The 18,116-nt window shown below is 68.4% G+C and carries 23 protein-coding genes and 1 pseudogene; 13 read left to right on the forward strand and 11 right to left on the reverse strand.

The features are described from left to right. Positions 1 to 44: 44 nt before the first annotated feature. On the reverse strand, positions 45 to 1,157 hold the full coding sequence (locus B9A95_RS19660) for an NADH:flavin oxidoreductase/NADH oxidase (protein ID WP_084050850.1): 1,113 nt from the start codon (positions 1,155 to 1,157) through the stop codon (positions 45 to 47). Between the two features lie 114 nt (positions 1,158 to 1,271). Between B9A95_RS19660 and B9A95_RS35605 the strand changes: the two genes are divergently transcribed. From B9A95_RS35605 to B9A95_RS19675, 4 genes and pseudogenes are all read left to right on the forward strand, one after another. Then, entirely contained in the window at positions 1,272 to 1,568 is a 297-nt protein-coding gene (locus tag B9A95_RS35605) for a GNAT family N-acetyltransferase (RefSeq protein ID WP_245808393.1), read from the forward strand. 473 nt (positions 1,569 to 2,041) lie between these two features. Then, a pseudogene (locus B9A95_RS37255) lies at positions 2,042 to 2,206 on the forward strand (hypothetical protein); the annotation flags it as partial. Between the two features lie 53 nt (positions 2,207 to 2,259). Beyond that, positions 2,260 to 2,550 (forward strand): hypothetical protein, encoded by a 291-nt coding sequence (locus B9A95_RS35610; RefSeq protein ID WP_084048830.1) that lies wholly within the window; start codon positions 2,260 to 2,262, stop codon positions 2,548 to 2,550. A 36-nt stretch (positions 2,551 to 2,586) separates the two neighbouring features. Further along, entirely contained in the window at positions 2,587 to 2,967 is a 381-nt protein-coding gene (locus tag B9A95_RS19675; RefSeq protein ID WP_084048831.1) for a DUF1801 domain-containing protein, read from the forward strand. Positions 2,968 to 2,979: 12 nt separating this feature from the next. Here the strand turns inward: B9A95_RS19675 and B9A95_RS19680 are convergent, their stop codons facing one another. From B9A95_RS19680 to B9A95_RS36600, 6 genes are all read right to left on the reverse strand, one after another. Next, positions 2,980 to 3,282 (reverse strand): ABC-2 family transporter protein, encoded by a 303-nt coding sequence (locus B9A95_RS19680; protein ID WP_281255903.1) that lies wholly within the window; start codon positions 3,280 to 3,282, stop codon positions 2,980 to 2,982. 21 nt (positions 3,283 to 3,303) lie between these two features. Next, the gene (locus tag B9A95_RS19685) at positions 3,304 to 3,690 is read right to left on the reverse strand and encodes a transposase family protein (protein WP_245808063.1); all 387 of its coding nucleotides are present in this window, start codon (positions 3,688 to 3,690) and stop codon (positions 3,304 to 3,306) included. A gap of 8 nt (positions 3,691 to 3,698) precedes the next feature. After that, positions 3,699 to 4,109 (reverse strand): transposase family protein, encoded by a 411-nt coding sequence (locus tag B9A95_RS19690; RefSeq protein ID WP_084045069.1) that lies wholly within the window; start codon positions 4,107 to 4,109, stop codon positions 3,699 to 3,701. 67 nt (positions 4,110 to 4,176) lie between these two features. Then, positions 4,177 to 4,590 (reverse strand): ABC-2 family transporter protein, encoded by a 414-nt coding sequence (locus B9A95_RS19695; RefSeq protein WP_084048832.1) that lies wholly within the window; start codon positions 4,588 to 4,590, stop codon positions 4,177 to 4,179. Beyond that, the gene (locus tag B9A95_RS19700) at positions 4,587 to 5,324 is read right to left on the reverse strand and encodes an ABC transporter permease (RefSeq protein ID WP_245808394.1); all 738 of its coding nucleotides are present in this window, start codon (positions 5,322 to 5,324) and stop codon (positions 4,587 to 4,589) included. Before B9A95_RS19700 ends, B9A95_RS19695 begins: the two co-directional genes overlap by 4 nt. 357 nt (positions 5,325 to 5,681) lie before the next feature. Continuing rightward, complete coding sequence (locus B9A95_RS36600) at positions 5,682 to 6,194, reverse strand: ATP-binding cassette domain-containing protein (RefSeq protein WP_342744600.1); 513 nt, start codon at positions 6,192 to 6,194, stop codon at positions 5,682 to 5,684. Positions 6,195 to 6,410: 216 nt separating this feature from the next. Here B9A95_RS36600 and B9A95_RS19710 point away from each other — a divergent pair, with 216 nt between their 5' ends. The 4 genes from B9A95_RS19710 (at position 6,411) to B9A95_RS19725 (ending at position 8,596) form a co-directional block, all read left to right on the forward strand. Continuing rightward, positions 6,411 to 6,893: a MarR family winged helix-turn-helix transcriptional regulator gene (locus B9A95_RS19710; protein ID WP_170928722.1), complete on the forward strand. Its 483-nt coding sequence runs from the start codon at positions 6,411 to 6,413 to the stop codon at positions 6,891 to 6,893. 2 nt (positions 6,894 to 6,895) lie between these two features. Beyond that, positions 6,896 to 7,366 carry a nuclear transport factor 2 family protein gene (locus B9A95_RS19715; RefSeq protein WP_084048835.1) on the forward strand — a complete coding sequence of 157 codons (471 nt, stop codon included), beginning with the start codon at positions 6,896 to 6,898 and terminating at the stop codon, positions 7,364 to 7,366. 130 nt (positions 7,367 to 7,496) lie between these two features. Then, positions 7,497 to 8,084 carry a chromate transporter gene (locus tag B9A95_RS19720; protein ID WP_084048836.1) on the forward strand — a complete coding sequence of 196 codons (588 nt, stop codon included), beginning with the start codon at positions 7,497 to 7,499 and terminating at the stop codon, positions 8,082 to 8,084. Then, complete coding sequence (locus tag B9A95_RS19725; RefSeq protein WP_084048837.1) at positions 8,081 to 8,596, forward strand: chromate transporter; 516 nt, start codon at positions 8,081 to 8,083, stop codon at positions 8,594 to 8,596. Before B9A95_RS19720 ends, B9A95_RS19725 begins: the two co-directional genes overlap by 4 nt. 122 nt (positions 8,597 to 8,718) lie before the next feature. Here B9A95_RS19725 and B9A95_RS19730 read toward each other — a convergent pair whose 3' ends face one another. The 4 genes from B9A95_RS19730 to B9A95_RS19740 all read right to left on the reverse strand — a co-directional run bounded on the left by B9A95_RS19730 (position 8,719) and on the right by B9A95_RS19740 (position 10,955). After that, complete coding sequence (locus tag B9A95_RS19730) at positions 8,719 to 9,951, reverse strand: polysaccharide deacetylase family protein (RefSeq protein WP_245808395.1); 1,233 nt, start codon at positions 9,949 to 9,951, stop codon at positions 8,719 to 8,721. Between the two features lie 103 nt (positions 9,952 to 10,054). Then, a complete protein-coding gene (locus B9A95_RS32530; protein WP_139806898.1) occupies positions 10,055 to 10,264 on the reverse strand; it encodes a hypothetical protein in 210 nt (69 codons plus the stop codon). Positions 10,265 to 10,430: 166 nt separating this feature from the next. Continuing rightward, positions 10,431 to 10,637 carry a hypothetical protein gene (locus tag B9A95_RS19735; RefSeq protein WP_084048838.1) on the reverse strand — a complete coding sequence of 69 codons (207 nt, stop codon included), beginning with the start codon at positions 10,635 to 10,637 and terminating at the stop codon, positions 10,431 to 10,433. A gap of 9 nt (positions 10,638 to 10,646) precedes the next feature. Continuing rightward, a complete protein-coding gene (locus tag B9A95_RS19740) occupies positions 10,647 to 10,955 on the reverse strand; it encodes a hypothetical protein (RefSeq protein WP_084048839.1) in 309 nt (102 codons plus the stop codon). Between the two features lie 349 nt (positions 10,956 to 11,304). On the opposite strand from B9A95_RS19740, the gene metG reads away from it, so the two are divergent. The 5 genes from metG (at position 11,305) to B9A95_RS19770 (ending at position 17,961) form a co-directional block, all read left to right on the forward strand. Continuing rightward, positions 11,305 to 13,350 (forward strand): methionine--tRNA ligase, encoded by a 2,046-nt coding sequence (gene metG / locus B9A95_RS19745; protein ID WP_084048840.1) that lies wholly within the window; start codon positions 11,305 to 11,307, stop codon positions 13,348 to 13,350. Between the two features lie 660 nt (positions 13,351 to 14,010). Beyond that, positions 14,011 to 14,856, forward strand: coding sequence for an RNase adapter RapZ (gene rapZ / locus B9A95_RS19755; RefSeq protein ID WP_084048842.1), 846 nt, complete (start codon positions 14,011 to 14,013; stop codon positions 14,854 to 14,856). Between the two features lie 115 nt (positions 14,857 to 14,971). Beyond that, a complete protein-coding gene (locus tag B9A95_RS19760) occupies positions 14,972 to 16,282 on the forward strand; it encodes a gluconeogenesis factor YvcK family protein (protein WP_084048843.1) in 1,311 nt (436 codons plus the stop codon). 67 nt (positions 16,283 to 16,349) lie between these two features. Beyond that, complete coding sequence (locus tag B9A95_RS19765) at positions 16,350 to 17,081, forward strand: glucodextranase DOMON-like domain-containing protein (protein ID WP_245808396.1); 732 nt, start codon at positions 16,350 to 16,352, stop codon at positions 17,079 to 17,081. 10 nt (positions 17,082 to 17,091) lie between these two features. Beyond that, positions 17,092 to 17,961 (forward strand): DMT family transporter, encoded by an 870-nt coding sequence (locus B9A95_RS19770; protein ID WP_084048845.1) that lies wholly within the window; start codon positions 17,092 to 17,094, stop codon positions 17,959 to 17,961. Positions 17,962 to 18,116 lie beyond the last annotated feature (155 nt).

Here is an 18,116-nt window from a genome sequence, read left to right on the forward strand (position 1 = left end):
CGTTGGCCCTTGGGAACAACTCAGGCCAACGGCCGAAGGTCCCCTCACCATCCCGCCCGCCCGTACACGTCTGGCAGCGCGGGTGTAACCCCCAGTTCGCGCGCCGCCCGTTGGGTCCAGTGGGGGTCACGCAAGAAGGTTCGGGCAAGGGCCGTCAGATCGGCCGCGCCGTCCCGCAGCACCTGTTCAGCCTGACCGGGCGTCTCGATCATGCCGACGGCCATCACGTGCAGGTCCGGCACCTCGGCCTTGATGCGGGCGGCGAAAGGCACCTGGTACAGCGGCCCGGCGGTGATCTGCTGAGCGGCGGTGAGGCCGCCGCTGCTCACGTCCAGCACGTCCACGCCCTCGTACCGGAGCAGCGAGGCGAGCTGGGCGGCCTCGTCTACGCTCCAGCCGCCGTCGGCCCAGTCGGTGGCGCTCACCCGCACGAAGAGGGGCAGATGCATGGGCCACACGGCCCGGACGGCCCGGACCACCTCCAGCAAGAAGCGCGCGCGGTTTTCGAAGGGACCGCCGTACTCGTCAGTGCGCGTATTGGCGAGCGGCGACAGGAACTCGTGCAGCAGGTAGCCGTGGGCGGCGTGGACCTCGACCACGTCAAAGCCCGCCATCTGGGCGCGGCGGGCGGCGGCGGCGAAGTCGGCGGTCACGCGGCGGATGTCTTCCGCCGTCATGGTGACGGGCCGGGGGTAGGTCACGTGAAAGGGCTGATCGTCCGGGCCGATAACCTGCCAGCCGCCCGCCTCCGGGGGCACCGCGCCCCGGCCGCGCCAGGGGGAATAGGTGCTCGCCTTGCGCCCCGCGTGCGCGAGCTGCACGCCAATGAGCCCGCCGAAACGGTGAACGAAGTCGGTGATGTGCCCCAGGGGCACGATGTGTTCGTCGGCCCACAGACCCAGGTCCTCGGGGCTGATGCGGCCTTCTGGTGAGACGGCGGCGGCCTCGGTGAGAATCAGGCCCGCGCCGCCCAGCGCGTATTGGCCGAGGTGGACGAGGTGAAAGTCGTTGGCCAGCCCGTTTTGCGAGGAATACATGCACATGGGCGACACGACGGCGCGGTTGGGCAGGGTCAGGCTGTGCAGTTTGAGCGGGGTAAAGAGCAGGGGCAGGGTGGCCCCCTCGGCAGAAGCCGTGTTTGAGGCGGGAAGGGTCATGCGCCGACTGTAGCCAGTGGAACCGGGCATGTGCCAGGGGCGGACGCTTCATGCAGGGGAGAACCCGCCGTCTGGCCGGCGCCCTGCGCCGGGGCAGCGGGACACACCGTCTCCATGCACATCGTTTCCAGTCTGGACGGCCTCACGCCCACACATCTGCACGGCTTTTTCGAAAGCTGGCCGAAGCCACCGACACCCCAGACGCTGCGCCGCCTCCTGTCCCAGTCGTACCGCATTTCCCTCGCCGTAGAAGAAGACGGCCAGGTGGTGGGCCTCGCCCAGGCCACCGGCGACGGCGTGCTGACCGCCTTTATTCCGATGCTTGAAGTCCACGCCTCCCACCAGGGCCGGGGCCCGGAGCTGATGCGCCACCTGCTGGACAACTCGGCGACCTGTACGCCGTGGACCTGAGCTGCGACGCCGTGGTGCCATTTTACGAGCGGCTGGGGATGGAGCGGGCGAAGGCGGTGGTTCTGCGCAACCGCGCGCGGCAGGACGGAGCGGAGACGCAGTGAGGTCTTGCCTGTGTCCCCCTCGCCCTTTCTGCTGCCGCCTGTCTTTGCCCGGTTGGAACAGGCCCAGACTGTCCTCTGACCGGGATGGGGGCGGGGGGTGAGCTGTTCTGCGGGCTGCCGCTGTATTTCGCGCAGACGGCCCTGGGCAAATGGGTCATCCTCGCTGACTCGTCCTTTTCCAGCTTGGACCTTACCTCGGCCCAGCTGGTGGGGAAGCGCTGTACGAGGTGCAGGCCGGGACGCGCGCGGACCTGAGGTATTTCCCTGGGCTGCATCTGGCACGCTGGCCTGCTCTGGAGCAGCTTCAGGCCATCTGTGCCCTTCTCCGGACGGGTGGTTTGGCCCCTGCTCCCGGCCAACCGGCAACTGGTGCAGGAGGTCGGGGTAGACACCGTGCTGCTGGTGGACGGCGGCACCGACAGCCGGATGCGCGGTGATGAGGCGGGGCTCGGCACGCCGGAGCAAGACGCCGTGAGCCTGGCGGCCGTGCAGGCGCTGGAAGGGGTGGACCAGAAACGGCTGCTGTGCCGGGCCTTCGGGGTTGACGCCTTTCACGGGGTCGCCCATGCCCAGAGTATCTGGAGGCGGTGGCAGCTCTCGCGCGGGAAGGAGCGGACCTGGGAGCCTGGAGCCTCACGCCCGACATGCCCGAAGGCCAGCCGTACCGGGAGGTCCTCGCGTTTGTCCACGCCCAAATGCCCGACTTCCCCAGCATTGTGCCGTCCTCCGTGCTGGACGCGGTGGAGGGCCACTTCGGGGACCACCACTCCCTGGACCCGATGCGGGAGACACGGACGATAGGCGGGGTGACGCGGATCATTGAAGCCTTCCGCGCGGAACTGCCCGAGGTCAGGCCGTGGGAGAATATCCCGTTGTGAAGCCGCGCAGGACGGTCATCATCCACTGGAGGCCCTATGAAGCAAAGTGCAGTGGCAGCTCAGAAAATCGATGAACGAATCGCGGAACTCGGCGGTTGGCGCGGAGAGATGCTCGCGTGGGTGCGGACCCTCGTGCGCGACGCCGATCCCGAGGTGACCGAGGAGTGGAAGTGGGAGGTGCCCGTGTGGTCCCGCGCAGGCGTGATCTGCACCGGCGAGACGTACAAGGCCGCCGTGAAGATGACCTTCGCCCACGGCGCAGCCCTGGCAGACCCGGCGGGCCTCTTCAACGCCAGCCTGAAGGGGGGCACCCGGCGGGCCATCGACATCCGTGAAGGCGAGCGCCCCGACGCCGAAGCCCTGAAGACCCTCATCCGCGCAGCGGTGGCGCACAACCTTGCCCGAACGCGCGGCTGATCGGGAGCGTCCTCAACTGCTCGCGCTTGTGTGGCTCGCCACCGCCTTCCTCCAGAACAGGCGCGTGAGCGTAAACAGCAGCGCCGCAACCAGCGGTGAGGCGAGCGCCAGCCCCGGCGTCAGTGTGTCCGTCATTGCCTGTGCGGGCACGGTGGTTACAAAGGCGACGGGCAACACGAAGGTCAGGAACGTGCGGATGGGCACCGGAAAGGCCGTCACCGGAAAGCGGGCGGCGCCGAACACCCCGCCAAATAATTCGTTGGCGTTTTGCGTCTTTACGAACCGGAAGGCCGTCGTGGACAGCGCCAGCCAGATGCAATAGACCTCTTGCGAAAGTCACGATCGGCAGGCTTGGGTGAGGTTGCACAGCGCTGCGATGAGCTGAACCCGGAGTGCAAACCGACGCCGCCGATGTCGGTACACGCCCTTCAGCACACGGAAGATCTTCATGCGACGGATCATATGCTCGATTGCCTGCCTGGTATGCGCGAGGACACGGTTGTCCTGGCGCTGCTCCGCGGACAGAGGCGACGCCTGCGTCGCCTTATGGGGGGTAAGGGCGTGCCTGTGGCTTCTCCACAGGCCCTGATACCCTGCATCTCCAATAAGCGCCGTTTGGTGAGGAAAACGAACGCCTGACTGACGAAACAGCTTTAGGTCATGAACCGCCCCAGCGCTCGTGGCGGTGCCCAGGATGCGCTGCGTCACTGTGCACATCAGCACCTGAAATTTCAGGGTGTGCCGCTTTTTCTTGCCGCTGTACCACGCGCGCTGCTTTTTTTGGGCCGTTCACAGGGCACTTCGGAAGCATCGACCGCGACGATGCTGTACACGAGTTGTGCTTCCTGAAACACGCGTTTCTTGGGCAGCTGGAACCGTGCACTGGCAATCAGAGCCGCTTCCACGCGTTCCACCGTGCGATGCACGGTGGCTTCGTGCACACCCCAGTCGTCACCCAGGTGGGCGAAGGTCCGGTACTCGCGCCAGAATTCCAGGGTCATCAGCAGTTGTTCCGCCACGCTGAGCGCGGCGGGGCGGCCTGATTTCTTTTTCTGTCCTTCGCGTAGGGTCAGCACCTCTTCCATCTCAGCAAACGTTTCCGGGTAGACCCCGGTGCGTCGACGGAACTGCTTGCGATTCATCTTCAGCGTGCGTGTCAGACGGTCTCGCTCCACCCTCCCAGCTTAGCCTACGACTTTCGCAAGAGGTCTAATACACGATCACCACCGAGCACAGGTACAGCAGTGCGGCGAAGGCGACGCCGATGGTCGAGAGGGTCAGGTGCGCCCCCGCGTACACCAAGAGCCCCAGACCCACGAGCAGGTCCGTCACCCGCAGCACGTTCAGATACCGGGTGCTCACATTGAGCTGCGCGCCGATGGGCTTGAGCAGCGTAAAGTCCATGCTGCCCGTCCGCACAGCCTCGGCGATCTTGCCCATGTTGGGCTGGATAAACGCGCTGATCACGCCCTCAGTCAGCATAAAGCGCCCCACCACCAGCAGCGCGGCGCCCGACTGGGCCAGACTCGCCAGCACTGCGCCCACGAAGTTCGCCCGGTATTCCAGCTGCGCGGCCAGCGTCGCCTCCGTAAAGATGCGGACGAGCCGCAGGTAACGCTTCACGCCCCCACCGCCCCGTATTTGCGTGGTCCCACGCGCCACACCGACAGCCGCAGCAGCCAGAAGGCCAGCAGCCACGCGGTCAGCACGAGGGCCCCTTGCCCTGCGTCGGCCAGCCCGCCCTTGCCTGTGAGCAGGCGGGCGGGCAGACCCAGCATGTCGGGAAAGGGTGTCCAGACGGCCACCCGCTGCACCCACTCCAGGTAGAAGCTCAGCGGCGCGAACATCCCGCCCAGCGCGGCGTACACGGGCCACACCACCTCCTGAGAACTGGTGCTCGATTCGGTCCAGAAGGCGAGCAGGCCCACGCAGTATTCCCACAGAAAGCGGGCGCTGAAGCCCAGCAGGGCGAGTCCAAGCGCTGCTGGGTAAGCCCAGAGGTCACCCGTGACCCGCGCTCCCGCCAGCCACGCGAACAGCGCCGTCAGCGCCAGAAACCGCACCAGCCGCGGCGAGAGGGTGCCCTGACGCACCTCGGTGTCCAGCTCCCACGCCACCCACACCACCATCAGTTGACCGACCACCCAGGTGGACAGGAAGTAGGCGGCAAAGTCCCCTGGCGTGTACCCGCGAATCCGTCCGCCGGGAGCCGAGCCCGCCTGCGCCATGCACACCAGCAGCATCGCGAGTGACAGCGTGCCCGACAGCGTCCAGATGATGACTTCGGCGCGGTACTCGGTCATCAGCGCGAACTGGGTGGAGAGCGTCACGCGCAGCTTGCGCAGAAAGGGGGCCACGGACACCCTCCCTCTCCCGCGCCCCGAACAGCGCCGCCATCACCGTCTCGATGGGCGGGTCCTCCACCGTCAGGTCCACCACGTCGAGGTCCGCGAGGAGGCGGGCGGCGCGCGGACTGACCTCCGAGCGGGGCACGGTGAGTTCGGCGCTCAGGCCGTCCACCTTCACGCCTGTTCCGTATTTCCGAAGGGCCAGGGCCGAGATGGGCTGACGCAGTTGCAGCCTGACCGTCTTGCCACCGCTGCTGCGTTCGGCAAGTTTGGCGGGGTCCCCGTCGAACACGAGTTGCCCCGCGTCAATGACCAGTATCCGGCGGGCCAGGGCCGTCACGTCGGTCATGTAATGGCCGGTCAGGATCACCGTCGCGTCGTAGCGGGCGTTGTAGTCGCGGATAAAGGCGCGGACCGAATGCCCTCCAGACCCAGCACTTCCGTGAACTCGGCCATCGTCTCACGGTACTGGGCCCCGGAGATTTCGTAGATGGCCTGATTCACCAGAAAGGAATCGAGGGCGGGCAGGTCCCAGATGAGCTGCTGCTTTTGCCCCATCACCATGGTGATGGGCCGGAGAAAGTCGGCCTGGCGGCGCGGCTCGAAGCCCGCCACCCACACCTCGCCGCCGGACGGGTGCAGCAGGCCCGAGAGCATCTTGAGGGTGGTGGTCTTGCCCGCCCCGTTGGGCCCCACAAACCCCACCACCTCGCCCGGCGCAAGATCAGAGGTCACGCCGCGCACCGCCTCTACCTCACGGCCTTTGCGGCGCACGAAGGAACGGAGGTTGCCCAGAAAGCCGGGTTCCTTCTCGTGGACGGTGTGGCTCTTGCGTGCGTCTCGGACCTGCACGCTGGCGTCCGGTTGGGATGAGGTCATGGCTGCCCTCCCGGGCGGGCGGCGGGGTAGGGGAAGCGGCCAGCTTCCAGCAGGCAGGGCGGCTGGGCAGATGGTGTCGCCATCGTGCAGGACGCCGGCTTCACGCGCGCCGCACTCGTCGCCGCGGGGCGTGGTGACGATGGGGAGGCCCAGCCACGAGGGATGTGCCCGGAGGTCCGATTGACAGTTTTAAAACAAACTGTTTTAAATAAAACAATGAAGGACGAAGACCTGCATTCCAACCTCTGCATGGCCCTGATGCGCGTGGGGGCAGCGGTGACCGGGGGCTTTGACCGCTTCTTCGCGGTCCACAGGCTGACGCACGCGCAGTTCCGAACCCTGCTGGCCGTGTACGAGGCCGGTTCAGAGGGCGTGGCCCCCTCGGTGCTGGCCGAGCAGCTTTTTCTGGAACGCACCACCGTGACCGCCGTGACCACCCGGCTCGTGGACCGGGGCTGGCTGGAGCGCGCGCCCGGCGAAAACCGCCGCACTGTGCGGCTGCGGCTGACCCGTAAGGGCCTGGAGGTCTTGCGGGAACTCGTTCCCCTGGCCTCCGTGCTTGCGGCCCAGACCCTGGAGCCCCTGTCCACGCCGGCGCTTCAGGTCCTGCAAGGGGCGCTGAATGCTGCAGAGGAAGCGTTGCGGCACACCCTTCCCAGGGCCCGTGGCGCGGGTCTGCGGGCGCCCGGAGAGGAGTGACGATGTACCACTTCATTGTTCGCCGCATCATTCGGGGGGCCTTTGGTGGCCTGAATGCTGGAAAGGCCACGGGCGTGACCCGCCTGTTTGCTCCGGACGCCCGGCACCTTTTTATCGGCGAGCACGCGCTGGGCGGGGAGCGGTCCACGCCGGCCTCCATCGGGCGCTGGTATGCCCGCCTGCTTGCGGTCTTTCCGGGCATCCGCTTCGAGCTGGAGCGCGTTCTGGTCAGTGGCTGGCCGTGGAATACCCTTGTCGTGGCGGAGTGGCGGGAGAGCAGCCCCGGTATTGACGGCGTGCCCAACGAGAACACTGGCGTAAACATTATCGAGCTGCGCTGGGGGCAGGTGCGGCGCGTCAGCATCTACACCGATACCGCCACGCTGGAGCGCAACCTAAAGCGCCTCGCTCGCGCCGGGGTGACGGAAGCCGCCGCACCTCCCATCGTGGACCTTTCCCGCATGGGCAGCTGAACCCACCTCTTCTCCAGTCTGGTGGGGTTCCTCCGGAAGCCGGGCGGGAAAGAGGACAGGTGCCATCCTTTTTATGTTGTCTCTAAAGTAGGAACACTGCCGCAACACCTTTCGGCCTTACCCTCGGTCCATGTCTGCGCCCGCCTCCTTTCGGGAAGATCAACCTTCCCCGCTCTCCTCTCCACCGACGCCCGTGGCCTTAGGCACCCTGTTCGTCGGCGTGGCCCTCTCGGGCATAGGCGGCGGCCTGCCGGCCCACGCCCGGCGGACACTGCTCGCGCGCGGCTGGCTGACCGAGGGGACGTTCGCGGAGATGTTCACGCTCGCCCAGCTGATGCCCGGGCCGAACGCGGTGAATCTGGCAGCGGTGGTGGGCGCGCGGATGTGCGGAGGCGTGGGGGCCACGGCCTCGGTGCTCGGTATCCTGCTGCCCGGTCTCCTGGCGATGCTGGCGGCGAGTGCGGCGACGCTGGGGCGTCCCGGCGGCTTGCCCCCGGTGCTTCAGAGTGGACTGAAGGGCGCGGCCTGTGCGGCGCTGGGCGTGCTGCTGACGGCTGCGCTGCCGGTGGTGCGGGTGGGGTGGGGGATACGCGGCGGGCCAACCGTGACGGTCCTGACCCTGGTGGCCCTGGGGGTGCTGCGGCTGGACCTGCTGCCGGTGCTGCTCGTGCTGGTGGGAGCGGGGCTGCTGCTGCACCGTCCCCGGAGGACGGCGTGACGGATCTGACAGACCTGCTGCTGGCTTTTGTCCGGCTGGGCCTGATCAGCTTCGGTGGGGCCAATGTGGCGGAAATCGAGCGATCGCTGGTGCTGGAACACAGTTGGATCAGTTCCCAGACGATGGCGAGCGGCTTTGCCCTGGGGCAGATCATGCCGGGCCCAAACCTGCTGGCGGTCACGCACTACGGGTACGCCATTGCGGGCCTGCCCGGCGCGATGACGGCCACCCTGGGCTTTTACGGTCCCACGGCGCTCCTGAGTGCGGGCGCGGCCCTGCTCTGGCAGCGGCACAGCGGGCACCCGTGGGCGGCGGCTTTTCGCAGCGCCCTGCTGCCTTTCGGGGGCGGGGTGGTGCTGGCGAGCGCCGTGGTGCTGGCGCGCGGCACGGTCACGTCGTGGCCCACGGCCCTGCTCGTGGGCCTGGCCTTCACCGCGTTGTGGCGGACAGAGGCAAACAGCGCTTTGGTGGTGCTGCTTGCGGCGGTGTTGGGGGCACTGCTGAAGCTCTGATCCGGTTTCCGGATCATCCGTTCCGTCCCCTCCGCTTCGGCGGTTTCACGCCTCTGCGTCACCGTCTTTTCTGCTCACTCCGCTTGGGTTGATTCGTTCCGTCCGCTCTCCTGCGGGTCTGCTCAGGGCAGGTTGTTCTGAAACAACGGCTTGGCTGGAATCCTTCTGAACCCTACTTCGGCGACCCCCCTACCGTCGTTAGCCGGATGCCCTCGCGCGGGGCGAGGTGTAAGAAGGGCCCGCAGCACGTCCAGCATCTCGGAAGCGTTGTCGTGCAGCAGCACGCTTCCGCCGGGGCGCAGGCGGCTGTCGAGGTGGGCGCGCAGCAGATCGTCCCCGATGTTCAGGAAGTCCCCTGGACCGTCGGTCCAGAACACGGTGGTCAGGCCCAGGGTTCCGGCGGCTCGCAGGATTTCCGGGATGTACTCGCTGCGGGGCGGCCGGAGGTCGCGGGCAGGCCTGCCGGTCAGTTCGCGGATCACGCCGTTGGCGAGGTCCATCTCCTGGGCGGTCTCGGCGGGGGTCAGCTGCGGCAGGCGCAGGTGGTGGTAGGTGTGGTTGCCCACCTCGTGGCCCTCGGCCACCATGTCGCGGATGAAGTAGGGGTAGGCCCGCGCGTTGCGCCCAATCACGAAAAACGTGGCGTGGGCCCTGCTGCGCCGCAGGAGGTCTAGCAGCGGCGGCTCGAACAGCGGGTGCGGCGCGTCGTCGAAGGTCAGCGCGGCCATCCCCTCCGCTGTGGGTTTGCCCTTGTAGAGCAGGTGATCATGCAGGCCGCTCTCGGCGTTCAGCCGGGGCTGTTCTCCGCGCACTTGGTCCGGCGCGCGGAATTCGGGCAGGTTGCCGGGATTCCGCCACACGCGCTCATACGCGCTTGCGCCGGGGGCCCAGGCACTGAAGTCCTTCAGGCGGTCAAGCGGCACGCTGGCGGTCAGCAGGGGCAGCGTGGCGCCCAAGCTCGCATAACTGCCCCGGTCATACACGCCCAGGTCCACCCCGTCCAGCGCGGGGCGGGTGTCCAGCACACGGCGGGCCACCGTTTCCACCAGCGCCTTTAGGCCCGCGCGCTCCTGCAGCGTAATGGGTACCACGGCGTGCGCCACCGCGATAAAGCCGTTGCTGAGGTACGCGGCGCGGTGGACCTGCGGCGCCGCTGGGCTCAGCGTCGGTATTGGCAGGACCTGACCCCACTGGGTTCCCGGCGCGAGCGGCTGGGTCTGGTCTGGCGGCAGGGCCGGAATGGTGCCCACGTGGGGGCGGGCACGCTGCCGGGAGAAGTCCGCGCGCGCCTCCACCGCGGGCCACGCCCCCAAGGCGAGGATCAGGGCGAGGCGTGTGGGAGACAGGTCCAGCATGGATGTGAAAACAGAGCGGTCAGGCGGTGCTCGGTGCCCCCGTTGTGGGCGGTTTCCCCCGCGCCCACTTGAGCTTGCCGTCCATGCTGGTGGGCGTAGGGCCCTACGCCACATACAGCCGGGCAGCGGCCAGGTACTGGGCCCGCGCGTCGGCGTCGCGGCCCTGCTTGCGCTCCACGTTGCCCAGCATCGCCGCCGCAAGGGCATGCCGCCCGCCCACGTGCCCAGATAGGTGCGGGCCGGGGTCAGCACCGCCCCCTGCATGGACTGGAGCTCGCCCGTCCAGCGCACCTGCCAGTCCATCAACACCCACACCTTGAACAGGGTGGGCAGCGCATAGGCAGCCAGCGCGTTGCGGCCTGGGAGGGTGGCGCGAGCCAGCGGGCCACGGCGCTCTCGGGGCAGCGGGCCGCCAGCCAGCACACCCCCAGAATGCCCACCGTCGCCAGCCCAGCGCTATACAGACACGTCGGGGGAGTTCAGATCGCTTTGGCGAAGGGCAGGTGCCCGGAGGCGACCCAGCCGTGGCCCAGGCCAGTCAGGCCCACACCCAGCCCCAGCGGCGAGAGCGGCGCGCCGCTCATGTGCTGGAGCGGAATGGCGGTCTCGCCCACCATTCCAGTGCCCGCCGGGTGCGGGGCGTCTGCCAGGAAGGGGCCGTAGCCCGCGAGCAGCGCCGCTGCCACCCCCGCCTGTCAGCGCCAGCGCAGGCCTCCCAGCAGCGCGCCGCCCAGCGTGGCGAGGGCGATCAGTTGCAGCACGCCGAGCCCCCACAGCAGGCGGTGCTCGGTAACGCTCGTGAGGAAGGCCCCCACCGGGTACACCCCCGCCCGCCGCAGGGCCGCGGGCGAGAAGGGCAGCGCCGCTCCCGCGCAGAACGGGAACCACGGAAACACCAGGTCTGTGAGCCTCACGCCGCCGAAGGGCGCGTGCATCAGCCGCGCGGGCGTCCGGCTTCCCACCGCCACGTTGTTCGCCAGCATCAGCGCTGTCAGCCCCGCCATGCGTCCAAGGCCGTGAGGCGACCGGGCCGGGAGGACCTCTCCACCAGGGGTCCTGGGCCGCCTCCGGGGCAAAAGACGGAGGGAACAGGCTCATCACCCCTGATCGCTTCTGAAATCACGCCCGGGTGAAGTGGCCTACCGCCGCCCCGGCCCGGTACACTGGACCACATGACCATCACCCCCACCGTGATGATGCGAATGCTCCCGCGCGCCTGAGACGCTGCAGCAGGGGGCGGGGTGCGTGCAGAGGCGCATCCCGCCCACTTGTCTCTGGCGCGTGCCGCCCGCCACACCATTTTTTCCGTATCCTGACACGGTTGTCCGGCCATCTGCCGGGGGGGAGCCGAGCATGACACATCAGCCTGAAGGCCAATTCAGAGAAAACCCGTCCACTGGGGCGGGGCGGGAATTCCTGATCACCACCGCCATCGACTACGCCAACGGCGCGCCGCACATCGGCCACGTCTATGAGAAAATTCTGACCGACGCCCTCGCCCGTTACCACCGCCTCGCCGGGTACGACGTGACCTTCGTGACCGGCACCGACGAGCACGGCGAGAAGATCGCCAAGGCCGCCGCCAAGGCCGGGCAGACCCCGCAGAGCTTCGTGGATGATCTCGCCCGGCGCGCCTTCCAGGGCCTGTGGGACCGCCTGGAAATCAGCTACGACGACTTTATCCGCACCACCGAGCGACGCCACCAGCGCTATGTGGAGGAGGTGTTGCAGCGCGTGTACGACGCGGGCGACATCTACTTCGCCCAGTACGAGGGACTGTACTCGGTGGGCGCCGAACGCTACGTCACCGAAAAGGAACTCGTCGAAGGCCCGGATGGGGTGCGGCGCTACCCCGGTGACAAGGACCCGCCCGAACTGCGCCGGGAAGCCAACTACTTCTTCCGTATGGAGAAGTACCAGGACTGGCTGCGGGCGCACATCCAGGCCAATCCCGACTTCATCCAGCCCGCCGGCTACCGCAACGAGGTGCTGGAGATGCTGAAAGAGCCCATCGGGGACCTGAGCATCAGCCGTCCCAAGTCGCGTGTGCCCTGGGGGATCGAGTTGCCCTGGGACCCAGACCACGTGACGTACGTGTGGTTTGACGCCCTGCTCAATTACGTCTCCGCGCCGGTCAGCCGGGGCAAGCCCGAGGCCATCATCGGCGCCGCCTGGCACGTCGTCGGCAAGGACATCCTCAAGCCCCACGCCGTGTTCTGGCCCACCATGCTGCGCGCGGCGGGGCTGCCCCTCTACCGCCGCCTGGTGGTGCACAGCCATATCCTCGCGGAAGACGGGCGCAAGATGGGCAAGTCGCTGGGCAACGCCATTGATCCCGAAGCGCTGGTGGCCGCGTACCCCGTGGACGCCATCCGCTACACCCTGCTGCGCGAGGCCAGCTTGAGCGCCGACAGCCCGTACGGCGAGGGCATCCTGGTGTCGCGGCTGAACTCCGACCTCGCCAACGACCTGGGCAATCTGCTCTCGCGTACGGTCAGCATGGTTCAGAAGTACCGCGGCGGCGTGCTGCCCCAGGCCGTGGAGGTGGGTGACCGCGAGCGCGAGATTGAGGCGGCGGCCCTGGCCCTGCCCGGCGAGGTTCTGCGGCTGGTCAATGACCTGAAGGTCAACATGGCGATTGAAGCGGCCATGAACTTCGTGCGTGATCTCAACCGCTATATCGCTGAGAGTGCGCCGTGGAACCTCGCCAAGTCCGACCAGACCGCCCGCCGACTGGACACAGTGCTGTACACCGCCGTCGAAGGCCTGCGCGTGGCGAGCGTGGCGCTGGAGGCGGTGATTCCCGTCAAGGCCCGCGAGCTGCGCGCCCAGATTGGGCTCGGCGGGCAGTTCTACGCCCTCACCGGAGCTTGGGGCCTCACGCCTGCTGGAACGCGCCTCGTGGGCGGCCCGGTCCTGTTTCCCAAGCCGGAGCCGAAGCCCGAACTACCCAGGGCGGGGGAGGAGCCGGCCTCCGCGCCCGTCCCCGCACCCAAACCCAAGAGGGAGAAACCTGCCATGACCCAGACCGCCGAACCCACGGCCCAGACCGCCGCCCCCGCTCCCGCCGAGAACCTGATCTCCATCGACGACTTCGCCCGGGTGGACCTCCGCATCGCCGAAGTCGTGGCCGCCGAGGCGGTCGAAAAGGCCGACAAACTCCTCAAACTGACGGTGAAGCTGGGTGAAGAGACGCGCACGGTGGTCAGCGGCATTCGCAAGTGGTTCGCGCCGGAGGACCTCGTGGGCCGCAAGGTGGTGCTGGTCGTGAACCTCAAGCCCGCCAAGCTGCGCGGCATCGAGTCGCAGGGCATGATCCTGGCTGCCGAGGACGCGGATGGCAACCTCGATCTGGTGGGCACCCGGCTGGACCTGCCAAGCGGAACGAAGGTGCGCTGAAGCGCCACGGCCTTCGCTGAGGCGTGCCCCCCTTCGGGAGGCGGCACGTCTTCTTTTTGCTCCGAGCGGAATATCCCGGAGGCGTCCTCCACGGTCCACCTCGCCGCTTCTCGAACGGCCTGCACCCCGTCTTCCAGAAAGGGGCCGCGCGATTTCCACCTTCGCCTCCCTGGAGATGGAGAGGGGGACCGTTCCGTCCACAGCGTTCTCGCGCACCCGTACCGCAGTGCGGCGTTCCTGATCCATTCGGAGGGGTGTTCAAGCGCTTCGACCTCAGACCGCGCGTCCCAGCCCAGAAGATGACGCAGGGCGTCCATGACGGCGATTTCGTCTGGATCATCCGGGAAGTTGCGCGTCAGTTCCTGGCCCTGGTCAGGCCAAGTACCCAGGCGCGCCAGGGGTCCTCATCCTCTACCCCATACGGGCTCCTACCTCACCGTTGAGGAAGTGATTCAAGTCAGAGCGGACTTGCTGCCAATCGGGGCACGCAGGAGAAAAGCGGGTTCCGGGCGTGGCGTTGCCAAACCGGAACCCGCTCTACAGGCCAAGAGGTACAGCACTTCGGCGACGATGAGCCACCTCAAGGACAGGGCGTGGGCCTTCATCTGGGGGAACGGGCGCTGTACCCCTGGTTGCTCCTCCGCCGCTAGACTACCCCCCATGGCGTTCGTGATCGTATCGGGGCTGTCGGGCAGCGGAAAAAGTACCGCGCTCCGCACATTGGAGGACGCGGGCTTCTTTATCACCGACAACCTGCCGCCGGAGTTGTGGGGCGCGATGTACGACCTCGCGCAGGCGCGCGGGCTGAGGCGGGTGGCCGTGAGCACCGACGCGCGTACCCGCGACTTCCTGAGTGCCCTCGAAGACAGCTACCACCGCCTTTCGCGGCGGCACGAGAACCTGCGGGTGGTCTTTCTGGAGGCGACCTCCGAGGTGCTGCTGCGGCGCTACAACTTCACCCGCCGTGAGCATCCGCTGGGTGACTCGCTGATGGTGGACTTCGCCCGCGAACGCGACCTGCTCGCGCCTCTGCGGGCGCTGGCAGACGTGGTGATCGACACGACGGACCTCACGCCCGCGGACCTCGCCGCGCGGGTGCTGCAGGTGCTGCAGCTGCAGCAGGACTTCACGCTGCGGCTCCAGAGCTTTGGCTTCAAGCACACGCCGCCGAGGGACGCGGACCTCGTGGTGGACGTGCGCTCGCTGCCCAACCCCTACTACGATCCGGCGCTCCGCTCCCGTACAGGTCTGGAACCGGAAGTGGCGGGCTATGTGTTTGGTGACGCGGCCTCTGAGGAATTCTACGGCCAGGTGCGCGGTTTCGTGCGGTTGGCGGCCGAGCGGGCGCGGGCTTCGGGGCGTCACGGCTACACGGTGGCGGTGGGCTGCACGGGGGGACAACACCGCTCGGTGGCCGTGACGGACCGCCTGACGCGCGATCTGGGGGACCTGAATCCGGAGGTGACGGACCACCGGGACATGCAGCCCCCCACAGGAGAGGCGTGATGCGGCGGACGTTCCAGCCGTTTCCAGACCGGTCTGGACCTGAACGGGAGGGCGCGCGCGCCGTCACGCCGCAGGGCGGGCTGAACCGTCCATTCCACGTTCGCCCGGATCCCGTATGAGCCCCTGGCGACGCCGCCGCGCGCAGGCCCGGATGTGGCTCTCGCCTGGCATGGGGGTCAAGCGCTGGCTGCTGCTGTTCGTGGTCTGCACCTTGATTGGCGCGGTGGGCTTTCTCCACTTCACCTGGACTGGGCCGCTGCATTTCGTGGCAACGCGCTGGATTCTGGGCCTGAACGCCCTGGCAAACCCCGATGTCATGCCGATGTACGTGACCGGCATCAGCGTGATGGTGCTGTCACTCCTGGGCGCGCTGTTCGCCATCGTGATGCTCAACCGTTCGGTGCTGCACGCCACCGGCACCGCGCCCGACACCGCCGTGGACGTGATCTACTCCAAGCGCACCCTCTCGCGCGGGCCGCGTGTGGTGGCCGTAGGCGGCGGCACGGGGCTGTCGAATCTGCTGAGCGGCCTCAAGGAACACAGCAGCAACCTCACGGCCATCGTGACCGTCGCGGACGACGGCGGCTCCAGTGGGCGGCTGCGGGCGGCGCTGGACATGATCGCGCCCGGCGACCTGACGGACTGCTACGCGGCCCTCTCGGACTCGCCGGTGCTCGCGCGCTTGCTGCTGCACCGCTTCGGTCGCGGTGAGGGGCTGGAGGGCCACACCTTCGGAAATCTGCTGCTCGCCACGCTCAGCGAGGAACAGGGCGGGCTGCAGGGAGCGATGCAGGATATCCACGACGTGCTGCGGGTCCGCGGCCAGGTCTTTCCGGCCACCACCACGCCCGCCACCCTCGTCGCGCGGCTCAGTGATGGGCGGGAGGTGCGCGGCGAGAGCGAACTCGCGCGGCAGGTGGGCGCGTCGCGCATCGAGGACGTGCGGCTCGAACCGCCAGACCTGCCCGCCCTGCCCGCTGTGGTGGAAGCGGTTCGCAGCGCCGAGTTGATCGTGCTGGGGCCGGGGAGCCTCTTTACCTCCATTATCCCCGCGCTGCTGGTGCCCGAGATCGCGCGGGCAGTGCGCGAGTCGGCGGCCCCCGTCGCCTACGTCGCCAGCCTGATGACCGAACCCGGCGAGAGCACAGGTCTGAGTCTGAAAGACCACGTGGACGCCATCAGCACCCATTTGGGCCGGGCACCCACCTGGGTGCTGATGAACAGCACGCCGGTGCCGCCCACGGTGCAGGCCCGCTACGCCGCCGAGGGCGCGCAGGTCCTCACCCTGCAGGGAGCGGGGCGCGAGCTGCGGGGCCGCGTTCGCAGCGTGCCCCTGCTGCAGGCGGGTGACACGGCGCGCCATGATCCCCGGGCACTCGCCCAGGCGCTGCTCGGCCTGATCGCGCGGGTGCGGACGCTGGGGTAGAGGTGAAGGGGGTCGTGACCTGCGGCGCGGCTTTTCCCCCCGCAGGTCACCCCGTATACTTGCGCGCGTGCTCACCCTGCTGACCGCCGCCCTCCTGACGTTCGCCGATCCTGCCGGCGACGCGCGGGGCGACGGCGGCTACCTCCTGCCCACCCGGCCCGCCGTGAGCGCGGAGGCCCTGGACCTGCGGGCCTTTCGCGCCGAGGGGCAGGGTGCGGGCAGCCGCTTCACGGTGGAGCTCGGCCGCGTCGAGAATCCCTGGGGACTGCCGGACGGCTTCTCGGCGAACGTCACCGATATTTTTGTGGGCAGCGCCCTCGGTGGGCAACGTGAGCTGGACGCCCTGAACCTGCAAGCCACGACGGGCGGATGGACCTATCACCTGCGCGTAACAGGTGGCGGCAGCACCCTGACGTACGCGCCTGAGGGAAACGGCCCGGAAGAAACGCTCACGACGCCCGTGGTGCGGGTGCAGGGCAACGCCCTGGTGATCGACGCGGCTGTTCCACCGCGGCGCTGGGCCTACTGGGTGACGAGCAGCGTCTACTCGCCCCTCACGCCTGATGGCCTGCTGCGGCCCGTGGCGGCCCCCGGAGACACCCACCTCCAGGCCGCGCGTGACGATGCTCCCGTCCCGGTGGACGTGCTGGGCGCCGCCAGCGACACCTCTCCCTTCACCCGTGGAATTCTCGCACCCGTCGGGCAGACGAGGGACGACCGCCTGCTGATTCTCGCCGCGCTGGGTGGGCTAGGCCTGCTGCTCGTCGTGTTGGCGACGCTGCGGGTCTGGCGGCGCTGAGCTACCCACCGTGCGATTGCCGCCGGCGCTGCTGATCCTCACCGCCGCATTGCTGTGGGGCCTGCTGGGCATTCTGGGCAAGCAGGCGCAGGCGGCGGGGGTGGCCCCGCTGGAGGTGGCCTTTTGGCGTGCGGTGCTGGGTGGGGCCCTCTTCGCGCTGCACGCGGCGGTGACCCGCGCGCCCCTGCCGCGTGGCCGGGACCTCGGAGTGACCGTGGCTTTTGGGCTGGCGGGCGTCAGCGTCTTTTACGGGTCTTACCAGTTGGCCGTACGGATGGGAGGCGCGAGCCTCGCCAGCGTCTTGCTGTATACCGCCCCGGCCTTTGTGGCGCTGCTGGGCGTGCTGGTGCTGCGCGAGCGCCTGAGCCTGCGCGAACTCGCCGCCGTGGCGGGTACCCTGGCGGGCATTGCCCTGATCAGCCTGGGGGGCGGCGCGGGCGTGACGGTGACGGGCGCGGCGTTGGGCTGGGGCCTGGCCGCCGGGTTCACCTACAGCCTGTACTACCTGTACGGCAAGGCGTACTTTGCCCGCTACGCCCCGCCCGCCCTGCTGACGGTGGCCCTGCCGGTGGGGGCACTGGGCCTGCTGCCCTTCGTGGAGTTCACGGCCAAGACGCCCGCCGCGTGGCTCAGCCTCTCGGCCCTGTCGGTCCTGAGCACCTACCTCGCTTACCTGGCCTACAGCGCGGGTCTCCGCGGTCTGCCCGCCACGCGTGCGAGCGTGATCGCCAGCCTGGAACCTGTCGTGGCGGCGGGTCTCGCGGCGCTGCTCTTCGGTGAGCGCCTCTCGCTCACCGCTCTCCTGGGAGCGGCGCTGGTGATTGGAGCCGCCCTGTGGCTGGGACTGGCGGAGAACAAATCGGGGGAGGCTCAAGGCTAGCCGGGGGGAAAATGAGGACCAGCGGCCAGAGGGCCGGCAGGACCGCGGCGGTGCCCCAGCGCGAAGGGCAGCAGGCTGAGGGCGTCCACGCCTCAACTTGAGGAACCCGCGGCGGCGAGCACCTCGCGCTTCCCTCGCCGCCCAACCGTGCAGGG

Origin of the sequence: Deinococcus hopiensis KR-140 (genome assembly GCF_900176165.1) — a bacterium.
Taxonomy (GTDB): Bacteria; Deinococcota; Deinococci; order Deinococcales; family Deinococcaceae; genus Deinococcus; species Deinococcus hopiensis.

Bases quoted from the DNA above. Each gene is read 5' to 3' on its own strand.
- B9A95_RS19715 (WP_084048835.1), top strand. From the start codon at position 6,896: ATGTACCACTTCATTGTTCGCCGCATCATTCGGGGGGCCTTTGGTGGC.
- B9A95_RS19710 (WP_170928722.1), top strand. From the start codon at position 6,411: ATGAAGGACGAAGACCTGCATTCCAACCTCTGCATGGCCCTGATGCGC.
- B9A95_RS19740 (WP_084048839.1), bottom strand. From the start codon at position 10,955: ATGGCGGGGCTGACAGCGCTGATGCTGGCGAACAACGTGGCGGTGGGA.
- B9A95_RS36600 (WP_342744600.1), bottom strand. From the start codon at position 6,194: ATGACCTCATCCCAACCGGACGCCAGCGTGCAGGTCCGAGACGCACGC.
- B9A95_RS19660 (WP_084050850.1), bottom strand. From the start codon at position 1,157: ATGACCCTTCCCGCCTCAAACACGGCTTCTGCCGAGGGGGCCACCCTG.
- B9A95_RS35605 (WP_245808393.1), top strand. From the start codon at position 1,272: ATGCACATCGTTTCCAGTCTGGACGGCCTCACGCCCACACATCTGCAC.
- B9A95_RS19675 (WP_084048831.1), top strand. From the start codon at position 2,587: ATGAAGCAAAGTGCAGTGGCAGCTCAGAAAATCGATGAACGAATCGCG.
- rapZ (WP_084048842.1), top strand. From the start codon at position 14,011: ATGGCGTTCGTGATCGTATCGGGGCTGTCGGGCAGCGGAAAAAGTACC.
- B9A95_RS19730 (WP_245808395.1), bottom strand. From the start codon at position 9,951: ATGCTGGACCTGTCTCCCACACGCCTCGCCCTGATCCTCGCCTTGGGG.
- metG (WP_084048840.1), top strand. From the start codon at position 11,305: ATGACACATCAGCCTGAAGGCCAATTCAGAGAAAACCCGTCCACTGGG.
- B9A95_RS19690 (WP_084045069.1), bottom strand. From the start codon at position 4,109: ATGAATCGCAAGCAGTTCCGTCGACGCACCGGGGTCTACCCGGAAACG.
- B9A95_RS19720 (WP_084048836.1), top strand. From the start codon at position 7,497: ATGTCTGCGCCCGCCTCCTTTCGGGAAGATCAACCTTCCCCGCTCTCC.
- B9A95_RS19760 (WP_084048843.1), top strand. From the start codon at position 14,972: ATGAGCCCCTGGCGACGCCGCCGCGCGCAGGCCCGGATGTGGCTCTCG.